We start from the raw sequence: 21,935 nt of genomic DNA, 5'->3' as shown, positions 1-21,935 counted from the left end.
GTTTCCCGCGTTTCGTCGTTTTTGCCGTGCTTTTCAGCGTTCCTGGTTCGACCCGGCAGGAATGACGTGACCGGCATGACCGAGCAGGACCGATCATGAGGAGCGGAATCGGATGTGGAATTCACGCGGGCGCTCGGCGCTCGCCGTCGGCACCGTGGTGGCCGCCGCCGCGCTGATGGGCACCGTGGCCGGCGCCGCGGAGCCGGTCGATGTCCCGCCGAAGGGGCAGAACTGCTGGGCGACCCACTACGGGCCGATACCGGCGGGTTCGCGCACGGCCAACGGTGAGCTGTACGACGGCAACGCGATGACCGCGGCCACCTCGCTCAGCCGCGACCCGCAGCTGCCGTTCGGCACCAAGCTCAAGGTCACGAACGTGGCGAACAACAGGTCGGTGACCGTGCGCGTCAACGACCGGGGCACCTACACCTGGAGCTCCGCCGTCCCGAAGTGCCTCGACCTGACCGACGGGGCGTTCGCGAAGATCGGTCAGCTCACGCCCGACCCCGGTCATCTCGTGGTCAAAACCCAGATCGTGAAGTGAACTCGAACCCTTTGTGTCAGCTGGTCGCGCATCGTAAGGAGAAGAAATGGTGATTCGTCGTTTCCTGGCCGGTCTGCTTCCCGCGGCGGCGCTCGGCGCGGTCGCGCTGGCGGGCCCGGCAGCCGCGGCCGAGGAGCAGCCCGCCACGGCGGCGGGGCCGACGGCGTTCGTGGTCAGCCAGGCGCAGTTCGACAAGATGTTCCCCGGCCGCAACGGTTTCTACAGCTACCAGGGGCTCACCGCGGCACTGGGTGCCTACCCGGGTTTCGCGAACACCGGCAACGACACGATCAAGAAGCGGGAGGCCGCGGCGTTCCTCGCCAACGTCGGTCACGAGACCGGCGGGCTGAAATACGTCGTGGAGCAGAACAAGGACAACTACCCGCACTACTGCGACGCGGGACAGCCCTTCGGATGCCCCGCGGGGCAGGCGGCCTACTACGGCCGTGGCCCGCTGCAGCTGAGCTGGAACTTCAACTACAAGGCCGCGGGTGACGCGCTGAAGATCGATCTGCTGCACGACCCGTACAAGGTAGAGAAGGACGCGGCCGTGTCCTGGAAGACCGGCCTGTGGTTCTGGAACAGCCAGCGCGGTGCCGGCAGCATGACCGCGCACGACGCGATGGTCAACGACAAGGGTTTCGGCGAGACCATCCGCAGCATCAACGGCGCGCTGGAGTGCAACGGCAAGAACCCCGCCGAGCGGGAAGACCGGATCAACATCTACAAGAAGTTCGTGGGTGTGCTCGGCGCCGACCCGGGCGGCAACCTGTCCTGCTGACGCCTGCGCGGTGCCCGCGGGTCGCGGACGGCACGACCGTCCGCGACCCGCGGTTCAACTGTCCTTTGTAGACGTAAACGCTACTCGTCCCGATCGGGATCCGCGGACTCGGCGGGGACCCGCAGCCACCGCCAGAGACCCCGCGAGGACAGGAACAGCAGCGTGGCGCCGGGGGCGATGAGGATCAGCGACAGCAGGAGCCTCCTGAGCTCCCGGCCGGTGGCGGATCCGGCGGACGGCCCGCGGGTGACACAGTCGTACGTCGCCGGGTCACAGGATTTCGCGCTCAGATTGAAGCGGATGCCGAACCAGATCAGCGCGATGCCGGCCACCGCGCCGAGGAACAGGCCGAGCAGGGTGACCGTGTCGACGACGAACCCGGTGCGGGCCACCGACCCGAGCGCGGCCGCCGCCCGTGTCCGCGCCAGTGTCCCGGCGAGCAGGGTGACCGCCGGGATGGCGGGCAGCGCGATGGCGGGCAGGAGCCAGTTCCCGGTCGCCAGCGACACGCCGACGAGCACGGGGCCCACCGGCATGAGCACGACCAGGCCGAGGCCCAGGTGATCCTTCCACGTCCGGCGTCTCTTCTTCGGAGCCTGGTCGCGGCCGGACATTTGACCAGGCTATAGGCTCGGGGGCATGCCGGACACCCAATACGAGGATCTTCTCCGCCTGGTCATGGAGACGGGCGCGCGCAAGGGCGACCGCACCGGCACCGGCACGCGGTCGATCTTCGGGCACCAGCTGCGGTATCGGCTGTCCGAGGGTTTCCCGCTGGTCACGACCAAAAAGGTGCACTTCCGCTCGATCGCCTACGAGCTGCTGTGGTTCCTGCGCGGCGACGCGAACGTCGGCTGGCTGCGGGAGAACGGCGTCACGATCTGGGACGAGTGGGCGGCGCCCGACGGTGACCTCGGCCCGGTCTACGGCGTGCAGTGGCGGTCGTGGCCGACCCCGGACGGCGGGCACGTCGACCAGATCGGTGAGGTGCTGCGCACGCTCCGCGACAACCCCGACTCCCGCCGGATCATCGTGTCCGCGTGGAACGTCGCCGACATCCCGCGGATGGCGCTGCCGCCGTGTCACGCGTTCTTCCAGTTCTACGTGGCCGACGGCAGGCTCTCCTGCCAGCTCTACCAGCGCAGCGCCGACCTGTTCCTCGGGGTGCCGTTCAACATCGCGAGCTACGCGCTGCTGACGCACATGATCGCCGAGCAGGTGGGCCTCGGCGTCGGTGACTTCGTCTGGACCGGCGGCGACTGTCACATCTACGACAACCACGTCGACCAGGTCCGCACGCAGTTGTCCCGCGACGCGCGGCCGTTCCCCACACTGAGCCTGAAACCGGCGGAAAGCCTGTTCGACTACGGCTACGAGCACATCACGGTCGAGGGCTACGACCCGCACCCCGGCATCAAGGCACCGGTGGCGGTGTGATCGGGGTCGAGTGGGCACAGTCGTCGAACGGCGTCATCGGCCGTGACGGCGAGCTGCCGTGGCATCTGCCGGAGGACCTGAAGCACTTCCGCGCCCTGACCGCCGGCGCGACCGTGCTCATGGGCCGTCGCACCTGGGAGTCGCTGCCACCGCGGTTCCGGCCGCTGCCGGGCCGCCGCAACCTGGTGCTCTCGCGCACGCCGCAGGAAGGCGTGGAGACCTTCCCCGACCTGGCGGAGGCACTCGCCGCGGTGTCCGGGGACGTGTGGGTGATGGGCGGCGCGGCGGTGTACCGGGCGGCGCTGCCGCTCGCCGACCGGATCGTGGTCACCGAGATCCGGGAGCACTTCGACGGCGACACCCACGCGCCGGAGGTCGGGCGCGCGCCGGACTCGGTCGGGGAATGGCTGGAGTCCTCGACCGGGCTGCACTACCGGTTCCTGACCTGGGGCTGAGCCTCGGCGCGGTCCGCGGTCACCGACCAGGCCGGCAGCCGATGACGGCCCTCGTCGTCGAGCGGCGGCGGTGTGGTGCCGAACACCTCGAACATCTTGTCCGGCACCCTGGCCAGGTACACCGCCGGGCGGAGCGTCGCGAGGGACCAGTGCGGCACGAGCGCGGCGCGGAGGTCGGCCGCGGAGATGCCGGGCAGCGGGCTGTGCTCGGACATGCACACCATGTTCAGTGTCGCGCCGGGGCGGGTGGCCCGGTGCAGGGAGGTCAGGTACTCGCGTTGCCCGGCCCGGTCGAGCACGTGGAACAGCGCACTGTCCACAATGGAGTCGAAGTCCCCGGCGCGGCCGGGGAGGGCGACGGCGTCCTCGACGGCGAACCGGACGTCGAGGCCGCGTGAGGCGGCCAGCCGCTCGCCCCGGCCGACGGCCACCCCGGACAGGTCGATCGCGGTGACCCGGTGGCCGCGTCCGGCGAGGTACAGCGCGTTCCCGCCGGTGCCGCACCCCGCGTCGAGGACGTGGCCGCGGACACGCCCGGCCCGTTCGAACTCCACGATCGCGGGCTGCGGGCCGCCGATGTCCCACGGTGCAGTCGGCGTCGTGATCCCCATCTCGGGCAGGTCGCCCTGGTAGGCGAGGTCGAAGTCCATGGGTGCCTGTCCGGCCGCGACATCGTCGGTCATCGTCACTCCGTTCCGTCGTTCGTGGTCGTGGTGAGCGCGAAGTCGTCCAGCAGGTGGGTGTCGTGGCGTGCCTCGGCGAAGCGGGGGTCGGCGAGCACCGCGGAGAGATAGCGCGCGGTGGTGTGCACACCGGGCCCGCCGATCCGGAACTCGGTGAGCGCGTGCCGCATCCGCGCCAGCGCGGTGTCGCGGCCGGGTGCCCAGACGATCACCTTGGCCAGCAACGAATCGTACGCGGCGGGCACGCGGTATCCGGTGTAGGCGTGGGTGTCCACCCGGACGAACGGGCCGCCCGGCGGGACGAACTCGGTGAGGACCCCGGCGGCGGGCGCGAAGTCGCGGTCCGGGTCCTCGGCGTTGACGCGGCATTCGACGGCCACCCCGGTGAACCGGACGTCCTCCTGGCCGTAGCCGAGCGGTTCCCCCGCCGCCACGCGCAGCTGCTCGGACACCAGGTCGATCCCGGTGACCATCTCGGTCACCGGGTGCTCCACCTGGATCCGGCAGTTGACCTCCATGAAACTGAACCGGCCCGCCGGGTCCACCAGGAACTCGAACGTGCCCGCGCCGACGTAGCCGGTGGCGAGCGCGCCGCGCACGGCCGCGCCGGTCAGCCGGTCGATCAGCGTGTCCGGCAGCGCCGGCGCGGGCGACTCCTCGATCAGCTTCTGCCGTCGGCGCTGCACGGAGCAGTCGCGCACGCCGAGGTGGACGCCGTGCCCGTGCCCGTCGCACAGCACCTGGACCTCGACGTGCCGCGCGTTGGCGAGGTAGCGCTCGACATACACCCGTCCGTCGCCGAACAGGGCGCGGGCGGTCGCCGTCGTCTCCGCGAAGGCGTCGGCGAGTTCCCCGGGGTGGTGGACCACCCGCATCCCCCGTCCGCCGCCGCCCGCGACCGACTTGATGATCACCGGGTAACCGACCTCGGTGGCCAGCAGGGCCGCCTCGTGCGCGGTCGGCACCGGCTCGACGGCGCCGGGCAGCAGCGGCAACCCGGCCGCGGCCATCGCCGCGCGTGCGGTCGACTTGTCGCCCAGCCTGCGCATCACCGCCGCCGGTGGCCCGACGAAGACCAGGCCCGCCGCCGCGCAGGCGTCGGCGAAGTCGGCGTCCTCGGAGAGGAACCCGTAGCCGGGGTGGATGCCGTCGGCGCCGGCCATCAGCGCGGCCTGGATCAGCGCCGGTGCGTTCAGGTAGCTCTTCCGCGCCTTCGGGGGTCCGATGTGGATGGTCCGATCGGCGACGCGGGTCACCGCGGAGTCGCGGTCGGCGCTGGAACACGCAGCGACGACCCGGATCCCGGACGCCCGGCAGGCACGGGCCACGCGCAGGGCGATCTCGCCGCGGTTGGCGATCAGCACGGTGGACAGCCGTCGTCGGCCGGTGCTCACGGCGCGCCCAGTTCCATGAGCGCGTCGCCGTATTCGACCTCGTCGCCGTTGTCGCGGAGGATGCGCACCACGGTCCCGGCGCGGTCGGCCTCCACCGGGATCATCAGCTTCATGGCCTCCACGATGCCCACCTGCTGGCCCTGCCGGACGTGGTCGCCTTCGCGCACGTAAGGGTCGGCCTCGGGGGACGGCGCGCGGTAGAAGACGCCGACGGTCGACGCGGTCACCACCGTGACGTCCGGGCCGGGCCGCTCGGCCACGGTGTCCGCGGTGTCCGCGGTGTCCATTGTGTCCACTGTGGACGTCGGCGCGGGCCCGGCGGGGACCGCGGTCCGGTCCGGCCAGCTGACCTCGATGGCGACCTCGCCTGCCCGGACGGACAGCCGGGCCGGGGCCGGGCCGCTCGTCAGGAGCGTGGCGACCGTGTCGGCGGCTTCGCGCAGCACGGCACGGACCGCCGAGGCGGCGGGCTGGGCGAACACCAGGTCCCGCGCGTAGTCCCAGTCACCGGGGACGTCCCCGGTGCCGGGGGAAAGGCCGACGTCGGTCATGACCGCACCTCCCTGGCGACGGCGGGCGCCGGTGCGCCGAACCGGCGGAACCGGTGCCGCCGCCGGGCGCACAGCTCCTCGCCGGGGACGTCGGCGAGCTCGGCGAGCGCTTCGGTCAGCGCGGCCCGCAGCAGCGCGGCCGCGGCGTCGTGGTCCCCGGCCGGGCTGGCCGGGACGACGCCGTCCGCGATGCCGAGCGCGAGCGTCTGCCGGGCGTCCACGCGCAGTGCCGCGGCCGCGCGCGGCGCGGCGGCGGGATCGTGCCACAGGATCGCCGCGCAGCCCTCCGGGCTGATGACCGAGTACACCGCGTCGGCGTTCATGAGCACCCGGTCGGCCACCGCGAGCGCCAGCGCGCCGCCGCTGCCGCCTTCCCCGAGCACCACCGCGACCACCGGGACCGGGAGCCCCGCGAGGAGCTTGAGGTTCTCCGCGATCGCATACGCCTGCCCGTCCGTTTCGGCCTCCGGACCGGGGTGCGCGCCGGGGGTGTCGATGAGGGTGACGACCGGGATGCCGAGCTTCGCGGCGGTCCGCATGAGCCGTCCGGCCTTGCGGTAGCCCGCCGGGGAGGCCATGCCGAAGGAGTGCGCGGTCAGCTCCGCCGCGGTGTGTCCCTTGCGCGTGCCGATCACCATCACGGGGGACCCGGCCAGCAGGGCGGGGCCGCCCACGATCGCGGGACAGTCCTTGGCCAGCCGATCGCCGTGCAGCTCGAGAAACTCGTCGAAGACCCGTGCGAGGTGGTCCTGCACGGTCGGCCGGCGAAGGTCGCGGGCCGCGCGCACGGCCTGCCACGGGTCGCGGGCGGGGAGCAGGTCCGGGTCGGTGACCACGGCGGGTCCCGCTGGGGCGGTGAAGGTCGCCGGGCCGGTCGTGGCGAGCAGTTTCGTCAGTGTCGCGCGCAGTTCGGCGCGCGGGCACAGCAGGTCGATCAGCCCGTGCCCGGCGAGGAACTCCGCGGTCTGGAAACCGGGGGGCAGCGGGCGGCGGATGGTCTGCTCGATCACCCGCGGCCCGGCGAACCCGAGCCGTGCGCCGGGCTCGGCGATGATCACGTCGGTGAGGGTGGCGAAGGAGGCCGCCACCCCGCCGAAGGTCGGGTCGGTGATCAGCGAGACGGTGAGGATTCCGGCCTCGTCGAGCCGCTGGAGCATCTGGGCGGTCTTGGCCATCTGCATGAGCGACAGCGCGCCCTCCTGCATCCGTGCCCCGCCGGAGGCGGTGACGAGCAGCAGCGGGACCCGGCGGCGCAGCGCCAGCTCGCCCGCGACGGTGATCGCCTCGCCCTCGGCGGTGCCGAGACTGCCGCCGAGGAACCGGAAGTCCAGCACCGCGACGACCAGTGGGTGCCCGCCGACGGTGCCGCTCGCGCAGACCACGGCCTGGTCGAGCCCGGTCCGGGACCGCGCCGCGTCCCGGCGCAGCGGGTAGCGCATGGAGTCGGTGAAGCCCAGAGGGTCCACTTCGGACACCGGGACGGTGATCGGCTCCGCGGATCCCTCGTCCAGCAGCGTTTTCAGCCGGTGCGGCGCGGTCAGCCGCAGGTGGTGGCCGCAGTCGGGGCAGACCCGCAGATCGCGGTCGAGGCGTTTCCGGTAGAGCACTGCCCGGCAGCCGGGACACAGTTCCCAGTGCGGGGCGCGCACCGGTTCGGTGCGCGTGGCCAAGGACGTCATGCTGCGCGTTCCTGTCGTCGGCACGGATGGTCGCCGCCGATCGTGGGCCGGGCCGATCGATCGGTGATCAAGCCGGGGTGAACGCGGCGGGCGTCGAACTCGGGTCCAAACCGGCTCGAAGATCCGGGGTCACGCTCGCCTCAGCCAGGCGATGCGTACCCGGACGGGCCGCGCCGCACCCGAAGGAGCGCCGAAGGGCAGGGAATAGACGGTGGCAGGGAGACGGGACACCCGGAGCGTCGTGGTCACCGGTATCGGGGTGGTCGCGCCCGGCGGGGTCGGCACGAAGCCGTTCTGGGAGCTGCTGACCGCGGGCCGGACGGCGACCCGCCGGATCTCGCTGTTCGACCCCGCGCAGTTCCGCTCGCGCGTGGCCGCGGAATGCGACTTCGACCCGGTCGCGGCCGGGCTGGGCAGGAGACAGATCCGCGCGTGGGACCGGACCGCGCAGTTCGCCGTGGTCGCCGCGACCGAGGCGCTCGCCGACAGCGGGGTCCGCGACGGGCTCGACCCCGGCCGCACCGGGGTGATGGCGGGCACCGCGTGCGGCATGACGATCAGCCTCGACCAGGAGTACGCCGTGGTCAGCGACGAGGGCCGGAAGTGGCTCGTCGACGCCGAGCACGGGGTGCCCTACCTCTACGACTACTTCCTGCCCTCCTCCATGGCCACCGAACTGGCCTGGCTGGCCGGCGCGGAGGGCCCGGTCGGGGTGGTGTCGACGGGGTGCACCTCCGGCATCGACGTCGTGGCGCACGCCGCGGACCTGATCCGGGACGGCGAGGCGGACGTGATGCTCGCCGGTGCCTCCGACGCGGCGATCTCGCCGATCACCGTGGCGTGCTTCGACGCGATCAAGGCGACCACCCCGCGCAACGACGAACCGGAAAGCGCGGCGCGGCCCTTCGACCGCACCCGCAACGGTTTCGCGCTCGGTGAGGGCTCGGCGTTCTTCGTGCTGGAGGAGGGCGAGCACGCTCGGCGGCGTGGCGCGCACATCTACGCCGAGATCGCCGGGTACGCCGCCCGCTGCAACGCCTTCAGCATGACCGGGCTGCGCGACGACGGGAAGGAACTGGCCTCGGCGATCACCGGCGCGCTGGACAGGGCGAAGCTCGACCCGGCCGACATCGACTACGTCAACGCGCACGGCTCGGCGACGAAACAGAACGACCGGCACGAGACCGCGGCGTTCAAGCACAGTCTCGGGCAGCACGCGTACACGACGCCGGTCAGCTCGATCAAGTCGATGATCGGGCACTCGCTCGGCGCGATCTGCGCGCTGGAGATCGCCGCCTGTGCGCTCACCATCGAGCATTCGGTGATCCCGCCGACGGCGAACCTGCACGAGCCCGACCCCGAGTGCGACCTCGACTACGTCCCGCTCGTCGCCAGGGAACAACGGGTCGACGTCGCGCTGAGCGTCGCCAGCGGCTTCGGCGGGTTCCAGAGCGCGATCGTGCTGACCAAGGCCGGGGCGAACACATGAGCGACGCGTGCGAGCGAATCGAGAATGTCATGCGCCATAAGGAATTCGGCACCGTCTCGCGAAGCGGGGCATTCGCATGAGCGGGCCGGTGGTGACCGGGCTCGGGGTGATCGCGCCCAACGGGGTCGGCACCGGCGAGTACTGGTCCGCGGTGCTGCGCGGCGAATCCGGTCTCGGGGTGCTGACCCGTTTCGATCCGTCCGGGTACGCGGCGCGGGTCGCCGGTGAGGTGAACGTCGACCCGGCGGGCCGGGTGCCGGGCAGGCTGCTGCCGCAGACCGACCACATGACCAGGCTGGCGCTGATCGCGGCCGAGGAGGCGCTGACCGACGCCCGGTTCGACCCGGCGGAGGTCCCGGAATACGGGGCGGGCGTGGTGACCGCGGCGTCCGGCGGCGGGTTCGAGTTCGGCCAGCGGGAGCTGGAAGCGTTGTGGAGCAAGGGCGGCGCGTACGTCAGCGCGTACCAGTCGTTCGCCTGGTTCTACCCGGTGAACACCGGGCAGATCTCCATCCGGCACGGCCTGCGCGGCGCGGGCGGGACGCTGGTCACCGAGCAGGCGGGCGGACTGGACGCGGTCGCGAAGGCGCGACGGCACCTGCGTGACGGCGCCGAGCTGATGGTGACCGGCGGCGTGGACGGGTCGCTGTGCCCGTGGTCGTGGCTGTGCATGATCCGCTCGGGCAGGCTCAGCACGGTGGCCGACCCCCGCCGCGCGTTCCTGCCGTTCGACCGCGGGGCCAGTGGCTCGGTGATCGGCGAGGGCGGGGCGCTGCTCGTGCTGGAGTCCGCCGAGGCGGCCCGGCGGCGGGGCGGGCACCGCTACGGCGAGATCGCCGGGTACGCGGCGACCTTCGATCCCCGGCCGGGCAGCGGCCGGGAACCCGCGCTGGGGCGTGCCGTCGAGGCGGCGCTCGCCGAGGCGGGCCTGCGGCCGGAGCAGATCGATGTGGTGTTCGCCGACGCCTCCGGGGTACCGGAGCTGGACCGCGTGGAGGCGCGGACGCTGGCGCGCGTGTTCGGCGCGGGCGCGGTGCCGGTCACCGCGCCCAAGACAATGACCGGGCGGCTGCTCGGCGGCGGCGCGGCGCTGGACCTGGCGACCGCGTTGCTGGCGCTGGAGGCCGGCGTCATTCCTCCGACCGTCCACATCGGACAACAGGCCGAGCCGGACCTGCTCGACCTGGTCGGACCGGAACCCCGGGAGCTGCCGCTGTCCACCGCGCTGGTCCTCGCACGCGGGTTCGGCGGGTTCAACTCCGCGATGGTGGTGCGGCGCGGCTGAAACCTGGCCGTGGCACGACGAGAAGACCCGACGAGAAGACCCGACGAGAAAGGAAGTGACATGACCGAGTTCACGATCGAGCGGCTGGTCGTCCTGTTGCGCGAGTGCGCGGGCGAGGAGGAGGGCGTCGACCTGGACGGCGCGATTCTCGACGAGCCGTTCGAGGACCTTGGCTACGACTCGCTGGCGTTGTTCAACACGGTGAGCCGGATCGAGCGCGAATGCTCCGTCCAGCTCGCCGAGGACGTGGTCACCGAGGCGAAGACACCGCGGGCGCTGCTCGCGGAGATCAACGACCGCATCAGCCAGCTCGCCTAGGCGCGGCACACAGGGAAGGGGTGACCGCGGATGTGCGGAATCGCCGGCTGGGTCGACTTCGAGCGTCCCCCGGTCAGGGAAACGGCGCGCGCGATGACGGCGACGATGGCGTGCCGGGGGCCGGACGACGAGGGGCTGTGGCTGGCCGGGCCGGTCGCGCTCGGGCACCGCAGGCTCGCGGTGATCGACCCGGCGGGCAGCACGCAGCCGATGGCCGCCGAGCGGGAGGGCGCCGTGCTGACCTTCTGCGGCGAGGTCTACAACTTCCGCGAGCTGCGTGCCGAGCTGACCGCGCACGGGCACCGGTTCCGCACGCGCGGCGACACCGAGGTCGTGCTGCGTGCCTACCTCCAGTGGGGCGAGGGATTCGCCGAGCGGCTCAACGGGATGTTCGCGCTCGCGGTGTGGGACACCAGGAAGGAGGAACTGCTGCTGGTCCGCGACCGGATGGGGGTGAAGCCGCTGTACTACCACCCGACCCCGCACGGCGTCCTGTTCGGTTCGGAGCCGAAGGCGATACTGGCGAACCCGGTGGTGCCGCGCCGGGTCGGGGCGGAGGGGCTGTGCGAGATCCTCGACATGGTCAAGACGCCGGAGGCCGCGGTCTTCACCGGGATGGCCGAGGTCCGGCCGGGACAGCTGGTCCGGATCCGGCGGGGCGGGCTGACGAAGCGCCGGTACTGGACGCTGGAGGCGGTGGAGCACACCGAAGACCGGCCCGCCACGATCGCGCGGGTCCGGGAGCTGCTGGAGGACATCGTGGCGCGGCAGCTCGTCGCCGACGTCCCGTTGTGCACGTTGCTCTCCGGCGGTCTCGACTCCTCGGCGGTGACCGCGCTCGCGGCCGGGCACGGCCCGGTACGGTCGTTCTCCGTCGACTTCGCGGGCTCCGCCGAGCGTTTCGCGCCGGACGCGGTGCGGGCGGAGAGCGACGCGCCGTTCGCGCGGGACGTGGCCGGGCACGTCGGCACCGAGCACACCGAGATCCTGCTCGGCACCGGGGAACTCGCCCACCCGTCGGTCCGTGCCGCGGTGCTCGGGGCCACCGATCTGCCGCCCGCGTTCTGGGGCGACATGTGGCCCTCGCTGTACCTGTTGTTCCGCGCGATCCGTGAACGGTCCACAGTGGCCTTGTCGGGTGAGTCGGCCGACGAGCTGTTCGGCGGCTATCGCTGGTTCCACAACCCCGCCGCCCTCCGCGCCCCGACCTTCCCTTGGCTCACCTCGGGTTCCGCGCGGTACTTCGGCGGTCTGGCGCTGCTCGACACCGGACTGCGCGAGAAGCTCGACCTCCCCGGCTACCGCGCGGCGCGGTACCACGAGGCGCTCGCCGAGGTGCCGCGGCTGCCGGGCGAGGACGACGTGGCGCGGCGGATGCGCGAGGTGACCTACCTCAACCTCACCCGTTTCGTGCAGACCCTGCTCGACCGCAAGGACCGGATGAGCATGGCCGTCGGCCTCGAGGTCCGGGTGCCGTTCTGCGATCACCGGCTCGTCGAGTACGTGTTCAACGTCCCCTGGGCGATGAAGACGTTCGACGGCAGGGAAAAGAGCCTGCTGCGCGCGGCGGTCGAGGACCTGCTGCCGCGTTCGGTGGTGGAGCGGGTCAAGACGCCGTACCCGGCGACCCAGGACCCGGGCTACGAGCGGGTGCTGCGTGCCGAACTGGCCGAGCTGGTGTCCGGGCACGACGCGCCGGTGCTGCCCCTGCTGGATCTCGATCGCGTCCGGCGGTTCGCCAGCCGCGCGGTCGGGGAGGTCAGCCGCCCGTACGACCGGGGCAGCCTGGAACTGGCGTTGTGGCTCAACGACTGGCTGGTCCGCTGGGGCGTGACCGTGGACCTGTGAGGCCGGGCGCACCGATCCGGCAGCGGGCCCCGGCGCTTCGAACGCCGGGGCCCGCTGTCGAGGCGTCAGACCACAGTGGACGCTTCGTCACCACGTGACGGGCAGCTCGTGCAGCCCGAAGACGGTGGCGTCCTTGTACGGCAGCTCCGCGGCGGGGATCGCGAGCCGGAGCCCGGGGATCCGGGTGAACAGCGTGCGGTAGACGACTTCGAGTTCCACCCGCGCGAGGTTCTGGCCGACGCACTGGTGGATGCCGTAACCGAAGGCCAGGTGGCCACGCGCGTTGCGGTGGATGTCCAGCTCGTCGGGGCACGCGAACGCGGACGGGTCCCGGTTCGCCGCCGCGTTCACCCCGATCACGCCGTCGCCCGCCTTCAGCAGCGTGCCGCCGACCTCGACGTCGGCGGTCAGCACCCGGGAGGTCAGCTGGTCGGCGATGCTGAAGTACCGCAACAGCTCGTCGACCGCGGGCTCGGCGAGCGCCGGGTCCTCGCGGAGCGCGGCGAGCTGTTCCGGGTGCTCCAGCAGGGCGACGGTGCCGAGCGAGATCATGTTCGACGTCGCCTCGTGGCCAGCCACGAGCAGCATCCTGGCCATGCCCACCAGTTGTTCGTGGTCCTGCGGGGTGTCGCTCTCACGGTTCTTGACGATCATCCGGCCGATCAGGTCGTCGCCGGGGTCCGCCTCCTTGGTTGTGACGAGCTTGTCGAAGTACTCCTGGAGTTCGGCGTTCGCGCGGCCCGCCTCCTCCGGCGTCGCCGACCTGCTGATGATCGCGGTGGTGCTGTACTGGAAGAACTCCCGGTCGGCGTAGGGGACGCCGAGCAGCTCGCAGATCACCAGTGCGGGCACCTTCACCGCGAGCGCGCCGACCAGGTCGGCGGGCCGGTCCCCGGCGAGTATCGCGTCGACGTGTTCGTCGACGATCTCCTGGATCCGCGGGCGCAGCGCCCGCATGCGCCGCAGCGTGAACTCGGGCACGACCAGCCGCCGCTGCGCGGCGTGGGCCGGCGGGTCGAGCGAAACGAGCACGGGACGCAGTTTCGCCAGCTGTTCCGGGGGGAGTTCGAAGAACAGCGGGAAGTTGGGGTGCCTGCGGTCCGAGGTGACCGTCTCGGCGAGGAGGAGCTTCCGGACGTCTTCGTAGCGGGTGAGCAGCCAGGCGACGCGCCCGCTGCCGAGCACCACCCTGCTGACCGGTTCCTCCGCGCGCAGCCGCGCGTACTGCTCCGGCGGGGCGAAGGGACAGGTGCGGGGCATCGGGAAGGAACGGACCTCTGCCGGGTTTTCGAGCGTTGACAAGGAAAACCTCCTCGGAACGGGGCGGAGCGCCGGGCGAAGGGGCTCGCCCGGCGCTCCGGGGACGGACGCGGTGCTCAGCCGCCCGCGGGGATCTGGGCGGCCTCGGGGGCGAGGTAGTCGCGGATCTCCGCGCTCGGGTGGGTCCGCGCCCACTCGGCGACCTGGCGCATCCGGTCCACCGTCGGCTCGATGAACCGCACCTCCGGCCGGTCGAGGCCGAGCGCGGGCAGCATCCAGTCGGCGGCGTGGATCCGCGCGGTCAGCGCGTCGGCGGCGTCCCGTGCGGAAACACGTCCCGCGTGGACGTCCTCGCAGCGGGTGTTGATCTCGTCGAACAGCGCGGCGTAGGAGTCGACCGGCCACCACAGGCCCGGGTAGTCGGTGTCGTCGAGCCGGCGGCAGTAGGTGTCGTCGCCGGTTTCCTTGGTCCTGGCGAGCGCGTTGAGGTAGCGCTTGCCGCCGATCATGCTGCCCGCCGACCAGATCCGGAACACCGCGTTCCACAGGTCGTAGGTGGCGAACGAGATGAACGAGCTGTTGACCAGTTTGTCGTTGTAGTCGAGCAGGCCCTGCTCCAGCCGCTCGACGTAGGTGAACCGGTCGAGGGAGAAGTCGTCGTCGCGCAGGGCGTCCATCAGCCGCCAGGACAGCGTGTTGATGATTTCGCAGGTGTTGGACAGGCCGCGGGAGAACAGCGGGTCGACGAAACCGGCGGCGTGCGACATCAGGCACCAGCGGGGGCCGACCGTCCTGGTGGAGGAGTACTGCATCCGGTCGGTGCGGACCCACTCGCGCACGCTGCGCGCCCCGGCGAGCTGCCGCGCCACCGCGGGGAACCGCCGGGCGTGCGCGAAGAACTCCTCCTCGGCCGACAGCTCCGGCCGCAGCGGGTAGCGGCGCGGGTCGAGCTGGATTCCCACGCTGCACAACGGGTTCGTCGCGTGCTCGTGGTTGTCGAACGGGATGATCCACATCCAGCCGCGGTCGAACATGTGGTGCAGCGTGCCGTCGCTCCACGGTGCCGGTGGCCGGTCCCCGCCGCCGAAACCCAGGTGGTTGTCGGCCGGGTCGACCCCGATCATGTGCGTGAAGATCGAGCGGGCGTGGTGGTGCAGCCTGCTCGGCTGCTCGCGCAGGCCGAGCTGCTGGGCCAGCGGCGAGCGGAACCCGCTGGCGTCCACCAGGTAGCGGGCGTGGTGCACGCTGCCGTCGACCCCGACCACCGCGACACCGTCGTCGGCGAGGTCGACGCGTTCCACCCGGTAGTTCTGCTTCGCTTCGCAGCCGTAGCGGATCGCGGTGTGGAACATGTACGCGTCCGAGTCCTGCCGGAACAGGTGCGCCGCGTTCCCCGCGACGTCGAGCAGCCGCAGCTGGTTGGTCTCGCGCGGGTCGGGTTCCTCGCCGTCGCGGTGCAGGACGAACCCGAAGTTGCTCTTCTGCCCGTGTGAGCCGCCGACGTTCGCCATGATGTCGGCGAAGCTGCCGAGGTAGCCGATCTCCGGCACCCCGTACCGCTCGGCGATCAGCCGGAGCAGGAACAGCGTCTGGCCGATGGTGGACTCGCCGACCGCGAACCGCGGGTGCTGCGTGCCGTCCAGCAACAGGACACGGAAGCCGTGCCTGGCCAGGATCGACCCGAGGATGGTCCCGGACAGTCCCGTCCCGATGATGACCACGTCGTGGTCGTTTTCTCCGTTCCGCACAGGCGAATCCCTTCTGTTCGGCGGGTTTCCCCGGATGGCCTCCAGTGGAACCCGGCCGGATCCAGGCGGGTTCGAGCGGGCACGAAGGATCGCGCGGCTCGAACCCGGCCCCAACGCCGATGGCTAGCTTCGCGGCGAAGAAGCCGTTCCCGACCGCATCGGGGGAGCCATGACCGAGACCGTCACCACCGCCGGCGACGCGCCGCCGAAGTTCCCGGAACCGCGTACCTGTCCGTACGATCCACCGCCCGGCTACGTCCGGATGAGCGAGCGAGGACCGCTGCACCGGGTCACGCTCTACGACGGCTCGATCGGCTGGCTGGTCGCGCGGCACGCCGAGGCACGCAGGCTGCTGGCCGATCCGCGGCTCTCCTCGGACCGCACCCGCCCCGACTTCCCGGTGACCACACCGAGGATGGGCCGGATGCGGACGCAGGCGCCGGCGTTCATCGGGCTGGACCCGCCGCGGCACGGCACGTTGCGGCGCACCGTGCTGTCCGGCTTCACGGTGCGCCGCGTGCGCGCGCTGCGGCCGGACATCGAACGGATCTACCGCGAGTTCGCCGACCGGCTCGCCGTGCGGAAACCACCGGTGGACCTGCTCCCCGCGTACGCCCAGACCGCGCCCACCCAGGTGATCTGCCTGGTGCTCGGGGTGCCCTACGCGGACCGGGAGTTCTTCGAGGAGGCGGGCGTCCGGCTCGCGCTGGCCACCGACACCGAGCAGTCGAAGCAGGCGGGTGCCGACCTGTCCCGCTACCTCGACGGCTACCTCCGGACGCTGGAGGGGCGCCGGTCGGCGTGGGCGGGGCCCGGCCTGCTCGGCAAGGTGGCGGGCCAGGTCACCGCCGGGGTGCTCACCCACGAGGACGCCGTGCGGACCGCGATGCTGGTGCTGCTCGGCGGGCACGAGGCGCTCGCGTCGATGATCGTGCTCGGCACCCTCACCCTGCTGAACCATCCGGCCCAGCTGGCCGCCCTGCGCGCGGACCCGGCCGGGTACCCCGCGGCGGTCGAGGAACTCCTGCGGTACCTGTCGATCGGGGACACCATCGTCAGGGTGGCGAAGTCCGATGTGGACATCGACGGCGTCGTGATCAGGGCGGGCGAGGGCGTCGTGGTGCCCCATGCGGTGGTGAACCGGGACGGCGAGGCCTTCCCCGGCCCGGACGCACTGGACGTGCGCCGCCCGGCGCGGCACCACCTCGCCTTCGGTTTCGGTGTGCACCAGTGCGTCGGGCAGAACCTGGCGCGGATGGAGATCGAGATCGCACTGTCCACCCTGTTCACCAGACTGCCCGGGATCCGGCTCGCCGTGCCCGCCGAAGAGCTTTCCCTGCGGCACCCGTGGCAGGTGCAGGGAGTCAACGAACTGCCGATCACCTGGTAGGAGGAACGATCATGCACGTCACCGTCGATCGGGGTGTCTGCGTCGGCGCCGGGCTCTGCGCGCTGGCCGCCCCGCGCGTGTTCGACCAGGACGAGGAGGGGCTGGTGCTGGTGCTTCAGCCGCGACCGTCCGGCCAGGACCGCGACGCGGCCACCGAGGCCGTCTCGCTCTGCCCGTCCCGCGCCGCCAGGGTTTCGGAGACCTGAGCGTCGCGAACCGTTGTGGCGAAGGGGTTCTCGAAGGCGCCGAGCGCCGCCGAGGGCCCCTTCGTGGCATCCGCCCCCCGCCCGAAATCCGCTCGAAATCGGGTCGAACGGACAAACCTAGCCTGGGGCGACCGGCGAATTCCGTGTGTTTCCGCAGAGTGCGTCCGCCGGCTCACTGCCGCAGAGGAGCCCCAAGATGAATCGCACCGAGAAGCTCGAAGTCTTCCTTGTCCAGCAGGGTGTCTGGGACATGCCGCTGGAGTCCATGCCGCTGGCCTCCGGCTATCTCAAGGCCACCGCGCTGGCCGACGGGCGGATCGCGGACGAGGCAGAGATCACGATCCGCAACTTCCGGGGGAAGGTGACGCTCTCGGCGATGGCCAACGAGCTGTTCGGCACCTCGGTGCCGGACGTGCTGGCGTTTTCCGTGCTGGGCTGGAACTTCCGCGCTTTCGGGACGTTGGCGGAGACCTTCAAGCAGCTCAACCCGAACGGCTGGGTGGTGTTCGGCGGTACCCACGTCGCGAACCAGGCGGACCGGGTGTTCCGGATGTTCCCGGAGGTCGACGTCGTGGTCAACAGCGAGGGCGAGTTCGTCTTCCGTGACGTGCTGACCGCGGTGCTCGACGAGGTGCCCCGGCACGAGCTGGCCGGGATCACCGGTCTGTCCTATCGGGACGCCGACGGCGTGACGGTGACCACCGCGGACCGGACGCGCATCGAGAACCTCGACGAGATCCCCTCGCCGTTCCTCACCGAGGCCATCGAGATGGTCGGCGCCGACGGCCGGTTCCGGTACGACGTGGCGCTGATGGAGACGAACCGCGGCTGCCCGTACAAGTGCGCGTTCTGCTACTGGGGCGGCGCGGTCGGGCAGAAGGTCCGCGCCTTCTCCAGGGAACGGCTGCGCGCGGAGCTGGAGTTCTTCGCGAAGCTCCAGGTGCACACCATCGTGCTCTGCGACGCCAACTTCGGGCTGCTGCCGGTCGACGTCGAGTTCGTCGACGATCTCATCGAGGTCCGCGAGACCTACGGTTTCCCTCGTGCGCTGGAGACCTCGTGGGCGAAGAACAAGTCCAAGACGTTCTACGAGATCGTCGGAAAGCTGAAGAAGGCGGGGATGCGCAGCTCGTTCACGCTCGCGTTGCAGACCCTCGACAAGGGCACGCTCGACCTGATGAACCGCCGCAACATGAAGGTCAACGACTGGGAGGACCTCTCGGATCGGCTGGCCAAGGAGGGGCTCGACTGCTACGCGGAGCTGATCTGGGGCGCACCCGGCGAGACCGTTCAGTCCTTTATGGACGGCTATGACCAGCTGGCCCGCCGGGTGTCGCGGATCGCCTGCTACCCGATGCTGATGCTGCCCAACACCGACTACAGCGAGAAGAAGGACGTGTACGGCATCATCTCCGTGCGCGGCGACAACGACGACTTCGAGTACGTACTGGCCAACAACTCCGTCACCTTCGCCGAGAACCAGCAGATGCAGCGGTTCCTGTTCTGGGCGCGGGCGGTCGCGGAAATGGCCGTGCTGCGGCACATCTGGGTCGCGCTGCGCGGGCTGGCCGGGATCACCCAGACCGAGGTGCTGCGCGATCTGGACACCTGGGTGCACGAGACCGGGGACCCGGCGGCCGAACCGCTGCGGATCGCGGTGGAGGAGGTGGTCACGAACCAGGCGGGGCTCGGCTCCGCGGTCGCCTACCTGTACACCGACCCGGCGGCGAAGGAGATGTTCCGGCACTGGTGGGCGGAGCGGATCCGGCCGAGGGTGCCCGCCGAGGCCGGGCCGGTGCTGGACGCCGTGCTGGAGTACGACCTGCTCACCCAGCCGGTGTGTGCCGAGGGCGAGTCCGGCGGCGCGGAGCCGGGGCTGCCGGTCGTGCGGGTCCGGGGCGAGGAGTACTACCTGCGGTCCGGGGTGCGGCTGGACTACGACGTCCCGGCCGTGGTGGCCGCGCTCCACGCGGAGGCCGAACCCGATCTCACCGCGACCGGGACCGGCTTCGACCTCTACTACCGGATCGGCGCGGAGAACGCGGTCCGCTCGACGAACCACGAGACGATCGTGCACTACATGGGGATGACCGCCGACGAGGTGCGGGCGGGCGCCGCGCTGACCGGCCCGGTGCTCCCGGCGCCGGCAGGCGAGGACGGACGCGGATGACCCCGGGCGGTCCGCCACTGGGATGGCCTGCGGACCGCCCGGGGTCTGGGTGTCCCGTCCGGTTGCTTGGGGGCGGGGACGGGACACGGTGGCGGGCGGGGCGCGGGTCTGGGGGGAGCCCCGCGCGCCGCCCGCGGGTTCAGTGGTGGCCCGCCTTGCCCGGCTCGGGCTTGGGCGCGTTCATCAGCAGGAAGCCGACGATCGCCCCGAAGACCAGCAGGCCCGCCGCCCAGGCCGCGGCGACATTGAAACCGTGCACCGTCGCCGTCACCCTGGCCTGCTCGTCACCGGGGTGCGCTTCGAGGAAGCTGCTGGTGACCAGGGTCGCGATCGTGTTGGACAGGGCGAGGCCGAGCGCCGCGCCCATCTGGCGGCCGGTGCCGACGATGCCGCCGGCGGCACCCGCGTCGCCCGGATCGACCCCGGCGGTGGCGGTGCTGTACACCGGCGCGACCATGCAGCCGATCCCGAGGCCCATCACCACCATCGCGGGCAGGAACGACGACCAGTAGCTGTCCTCCGCGCTGACCTGGGTCAGCCAGACGTAGGCGAGGGCGTAGACGAGCATGCCGACGAGCACGAAGCTGCGGGGCCGGAACCTGGCCGCGATCTTGCCGACCACCGAGTTCGTGACCAGCAGGCCCGCGGTGAGCGGGAGGAAGGTCAGCCCCGTTTCGGCGGGGGTGAAGTGCTTGATGTTCTGGGCGAAGTAGGTCAGGAAGAAGTTCATGCTCAGGATCTGCATGCTGATCAGCAGCATCACCAGGTTCGCCCCGCCGCGGTTGCGGTCGAGCAGCACGCGCATCGGCATCAGCGGGTGCTTGACCTTGGTCTGCAGCACGATGAACACGATGAGCAGCACCAGGCCGCCGATGAGCAGGCCGACGGTGGTGCCGTCGCCCCAGCCGTGCTTGCCCGCCTCGGACAGGCCGTAGGCGAGCGCGAGCATGCTCGCGGTGACCAGCACGGCGCCGGGCACGTCGAACGGCTTGCGCTCTCCCGCCGGGCCTTCCTTGAGCACGAGCATCGCGCCGATCATCGCGATCAGGCCGAGCGGGACGCTGAGGAACAGGCACCAGCGCCAGCCGAGGGAGTCGGTGATCACCCCGCTCAGCAGAAAGCCGATCGTGCCGCCGGCGGTGTTGATCAGGCCGAAGTAGGAGAACGCCTTGCCGCGTTCGGCGGGGTCGGTGAAGGTCGTGGTGATCGTCGCCAGCTGGGCGGGGTTCTGCACCGCGGCGAACACACCCTGCGCGGCGAGGGCGATGATCAGCATCATGGTGGTCTGCGCCGCGCCGCCGACGGCGGAGGCGATCACGAACCCGGCCATCGCGAGCACCATGGTGCGCTTGCGGCCGAAGCGGTCCACGATCCGCCCGCCCGCCATCAGCATGCCGCCGAAGGCCAGCGAGTAGATGCCGAGGACCCAGGCCCGCATCGAGTCGGGGATGCTCAGCGACTGCTGGGCCGAGGGCAGGGCGATGACGACGACGTTGGAGTTGAACTGCAGCATCAGCTGGGCGAGGCCGACGAAGGCGAGCGCGATCCAGCGGGTCCGCGCCGCGTCCGTCACCGCACCCGGCGCGGTCCGCGCCTGGTCGGTGGAGGTTTTGGTCATGGGAAAGGGCTCCTTGGTGCGGGGATCGGCCGGCGGGCCGATCCCGTCGCCGGGGGGATGGGTCAGGAGGATTCGCCGGCGAGCATCAGGTAGATCTCGCGGCGGAGTTCGAGCAGCCGGGTGGCGGCGGTGGTCTTGTGCCCGGTGGTGCCGTGCCTGGCGAGCTGGGCGACGGCGTCGCCGAGCCGGTCGTAGTTCTCGCGCATGCTGGTCGCCGCGGCGTCCGGGTCCTCGACGAGGTCGGCCCAGGGCACGAGGCCGCTTTCGGCGAGCCTGGCCGCTTCGGCCTGTCCGGTGGCGGTGAGGGTGAAGGCCCGTTTCCCGGCCCGGCCCTCGCCGATGATCATGCCTTCGTCCTGCAACAGGGACAGCGCCGGATAGACGGCGCCGGGGCTGGGGCGCCAGGCACCGTTGGTGCGCGCGGCCAGCTCCTGCATGATCTCGTACCCGTGCATCGGACGCTCGGACAGCAGCGCGAGCGCGGCGGCCCGCACGGCGCCGCGGCGTGCCCGGTTGGACCGGCGCTCGGCGCCGGTGGGCTCGGGCGACCTGCGGCGGTCGCTCTGCTCGGTGGGTTCGGGCGTGCCGCGGCGGTCGCCCTGCTCGGCGGGCTCGCCGCGGTCGTCCCCTGCGGGCTCGCGCCGGTCACCGTTGTCGGGACGGCCGGTGCTGTCCTGGTCTCCCCGGCGTCCGCCGCTTTCGAGCAACGCGAGCAGCTCGTCGCGGTCGAGGGACTCCCGTCGTCGCGGCGACGGCTCCTGCCGCTCGGGGCGCGGCTCCTCGTCCTCGTCTCGGCGGCGGCCGGTGAATGGGGGACGCATCGCGTCTTCTCCTGTCTTGCTGGGTTCGGGTCGTTCGTGAGCTCAACTGTCCATCACGTTATATCGTTAACTATCTCGATACAAGGTGACGTGGCTCACATCGAACGCTGCGCGCTTGACAGGGTGAAGGCGGGTCTGTGGGAACATTTTCCCAGTACAGAAGCGGTTTCAGATGAATCGGGCGGCTGTGACACCGGGCTGGAGCGGCTATCGATACCAGTCGCTATCGATAGTCTTAACGTAAGTTAGCGATATCGA

At 71.3% G+C, this 21,935-nt stretch carries 20 protein-coding genes; 11 read left to right on the top strand and 9 right to left on the bottom strand.

The window, feature by feature from the left end:
• Positions 1-112 precede the first annotated feature (112 nt).
• Both ABD987_RS28800 and ABD987_RS28795 read left to right on the top strand, forming a co-directional pair.
• Positions 113-544, top strand: a complete 432-nt coding sequence (locus ABD987_RS28800) for a septal ring lytic transglycosylase RlpA family protein (RefSeq protein ID WP_345400636.1) — start codon at positions 113-115, stop codon at positions 542-544.
• A gap of 46 nt (positions 545-590) precedes the next feature.
• On the top strand, positions 591-1,325 hold the full coding sequence (locus ABD987_RS28795) for a chitinase (protein ID WP_345400633.1): 735 nt from the start codon (positions 591-593) through the stop codon (positions 1,323-1,325).
• An 80-nt stretch (positions 1,326-1,405) separates the two neighbouring features.
• Here the strand turns inward: ABD987_RS28795 and ABD987_RS28790 are convergent, their stop codons facing one another.
• The gene (locus ABD987_RS28790; RefSeq protein ID WP_345400630.1) at positions 1,406-1,939 is read right to left on the bottom strand and encodes a hypothetical protein; all 534 of its coding nucleotides are present in this window, start codon (positions 1,937-1,939) and stop codon (positions 1,406-1,408) included.
• 25 nt (positions 1,940-1,964) lie between these two features.
• Between ABD987_RS28790 and ABD987_RS28785 the strand changes: the two genes are divergently transcribed.
• Positions 1,965-2,762: a thymidylate synthase gene (locus ABD987_RS28785; RefSeq protein ID WP_345400627.1), complete on the top strand. Its 798-nt coding sequence runs from the start codon at positions 1,965-1,967 to the stop codon at positions 2,760-2,762.
• A complete protein-coding gene (locus tag ABD987_RS28780; RefSeq protein WP_345400624.1) occupies positions 2,759-3,217 on the top strand; it encodes a dihydrofolate reductase in 459 nt (152 codons plus the stop codon). The genes ABD987_RS28785 and ABD987_RS28780 overlap by 4 nt, the downstream gene beginning before the upstream one ends.
• Here ABD987_RS28780 and ABD987_RS28775 read toward each other — a convergent pair.
• Genes ABD987_RS28775 through accD form a run of 4 tightly spaced genes read right to left on the bottom strand, consistent with a single transcriptional unit; the run spans position 3,193 to position 7,524 of the window.
• Positions 3,193-3,900: a class I SAM-dependent methyltransferase gene (locus ABD987_RS28775; RefSeq protein ID WP_345400621.1), complete on the bottom strand. Its 708-nt coding sequence runs from the start codon at positions 3,898-3,900 to the stop codon at positions 3,193-3,195. The genes ABD987_RS28780 and ABD987_RS28775 overlap by 25 nt on opposite strands.
• 2 nt (positions 3,901-3,902) lie before the next feature.
• Positions 3,903-5,294 (bottom strand): acetyl-CoA carboxylase biotin carboxylase subunit, encoded by a 1,392-nt coding sequence (locus ABD987_RS28770; protein WP_345400618.1) that lies wholly within the window; start codon positions 5,292-5,294, stop codon positions 3,903-3,905.
• Entirely contained in the window at positions 5,291-5,845 is a 555-nt protein-coding gene (locus tag ABD987_RS28765; RefSeq protein ID WP_345400615.1) for an acetyl-CoA carboxylase biotin carboxyl carrier protein, read from the bottom strand. Before ABD987_RS28765 ends, ABD987_RS28770 begins: the two co-directional genes overlap by 4 nt.
• Positions 5,842-7,524, bottom strand: coding sequence for an acetyl-CoA carboxylase, carboxyltransferase subunit beta (accD, locus tag ABD987_RS28760; protein ID WP_345400612.1), 1,683 nt, complete (start codon positions 7,522-7,524; stop codon positions 5,842-5,844). The genes ABD987_RS28765 and accD overlap by 4 nt, the downstream gene beginning before the upstream one ends.
• A 211-nt stretch (positions 7,525-7,735) precedes the next feature.
• On the opposite strand from accD, the gene ABD987_RS28755 reads away from it, so the two are divergent.
• The 4 genes from ABD987_RS28755 (at position 7,736) to asnB (ending at position 12,464) form a co-directional block, all read left to right on the top strand.
• The gene (locus tag ABD987_RS28755; protein WP_345400608.1) at positions 7,736-9,013 is read left to right on the top strand and encodes a beta-ketoacyl-[acyl-carrier-protein] synthase family protein; all 1,278 of its coding nucleotides are present in this window, start codon (positions 7,736-7,738) and stop codon (positions 9,011-9,013) included.
• A 76-nt stretch (positions 9,014-9,089) separates the two neighbouring features.
• Positions 9,090-10,298 (top strand): ketosynthase chain-length factor, encoded by a 1,209-nt coding sequence (locus ABD987_RS28750; protein WP_345400605.1) that lies wholly within the window; start codon positions 9,090-9,092, stop codon positions 10,296-10,298.
• Positions 10,299-10,358: 60 nt separating this feature from the next.
• A complete protein-coding gene (locus ABD987_RS28745; RefSeq protein ID WP_345400602.1) occupies positions 10,359-10,616 on the top strand; it encodes an acyl carrier protein in 258 nt (85 codons plus the stop codon).
• Positions 10,617-10,646: 30 nt separating this feature from the next.
• Entirely contained in the window at positions 10,647-12,464 is a 1,818-nt protein-coding gene (asnB, locus tag ABD987_RS28740; RefSeq protein WP_345400599.1) for an asparagine synthase (glutamine-hydrolyzing), read from the top strand.
• Positions 12,465-12,551: 87 nt separating this feature from the next.
• On the opposite strand, the gene ABD987_RS28735 is transcribed toward asnB, so the two are convergent.
• A complete protein-coding gene (locus ABD987_RS28735) occupies positions 12,552-13,766 on the bottom strand; it encodes a cytochrome P450 (protein WP_378213999.1) in 1,215 nt (404 codons plus the stop codon).
• A gap of 74 nt (positions 13,767-13,840) precedes the next feature.
• On the bottom strand, positions 13,841-15,472 hold the full coding sequence (locus ABD987_RS28730) for a tryptophan 7-halogenase (protein ID WP_345400596.1): 1,632 nt from the start codon (positions 15,470-15,472) through the stop codon (positions 13,841-13,843).
• 169 nt (positions 15,473-15,641) lie between these two features.
• Here ABD987_RS28730 and ABD987_RS28725 point away from each other — a divergent pair, with 169 nt between their 5' ends.
• The 3 genes from ABD987_RS28725 to ABD987_RS28715 all read left to right on the top strand — a co-directional run bounded on the left by ABD987_RS28725 (position 15,642) and on the right by ABD987_RS28715 (position 19,238).
• Positions 15,642-16,862, top strand: coding sequence for a cytochrome P450 (locus ABD987_RS28725; protein ID WP_345400593.1), 1,221 nt, complete (start codon positions 15,642-15,644; stop codon positions 16,860-16,862).
• A gap of 11 nt (positions 16,863-16,873) precedes the next feature.
• Positions 16,874-17,068, top strand: a complete 195-nt coding sequence (locus tag ABD987_RS28720; RefSeq protein WP_345400590.1) for a ferredoxin — start codon at positions 16,874-16,876, stop codon at positions 17,066-17,068.
• Between the two features lie 196 nt (positions 17,069-17,264).
• Entirely contained in the window at positions 17,265-19,238 is a 1,974-nt protein-coding gene (locus tag ABD987_RS28715; RefSeq protein ID WP_345400586.1) for a KedN5 family methylcobalamin-dependent radical SAM C-methyltransferase, read from the top strand.
• 139 nt (positions 19,239-19,377) lie between these two features.
• Here ABD987_RS28715 and ABD987_RS28710 read toward each other — a convergent pair whose 3' ends face one another.
• Entirely contained in the window at positions 19,378-20,856 is a 1,479-nt protein-coding gene (locus ABD987_RS28710) for an MFS transporter (RefSeq protein ID WP_345400584.1), read from the bottom strand.
• A 62-nt stretch (positions 20,857-20,918) separates the two neighbouring features.
• Positions 20,919-21,677: a PadR family transcriptional regulator gene (locus ABD987_RS28705; RefSeq protein WP_345400581.1), complete on the bottom strand. Its 759-nt coding sequence runs from the start codon at positions 21,675-21,677 to the stop codon at positions 20,919-20,921.
• Positions 21,678-21,935: the final 258 nt, after the last annotated feature.

The sequence above is a fragment of the Amycolatopsis samaneae genome, from assembly GCF_039541975.1.
GTDB classification, from domain to species: Bacteria; Actinomycetota; Actinomycetes; order Mycobacteriales; family Pseudonocardiaceae; genus Amycolatopsis; species Amycolatopsis samaneae.
The sequence above is the reverse complement of the archived record's forward strand: the minus strand, read 5'-3'. Positions and strand labels throughout refer to the sequence as shown.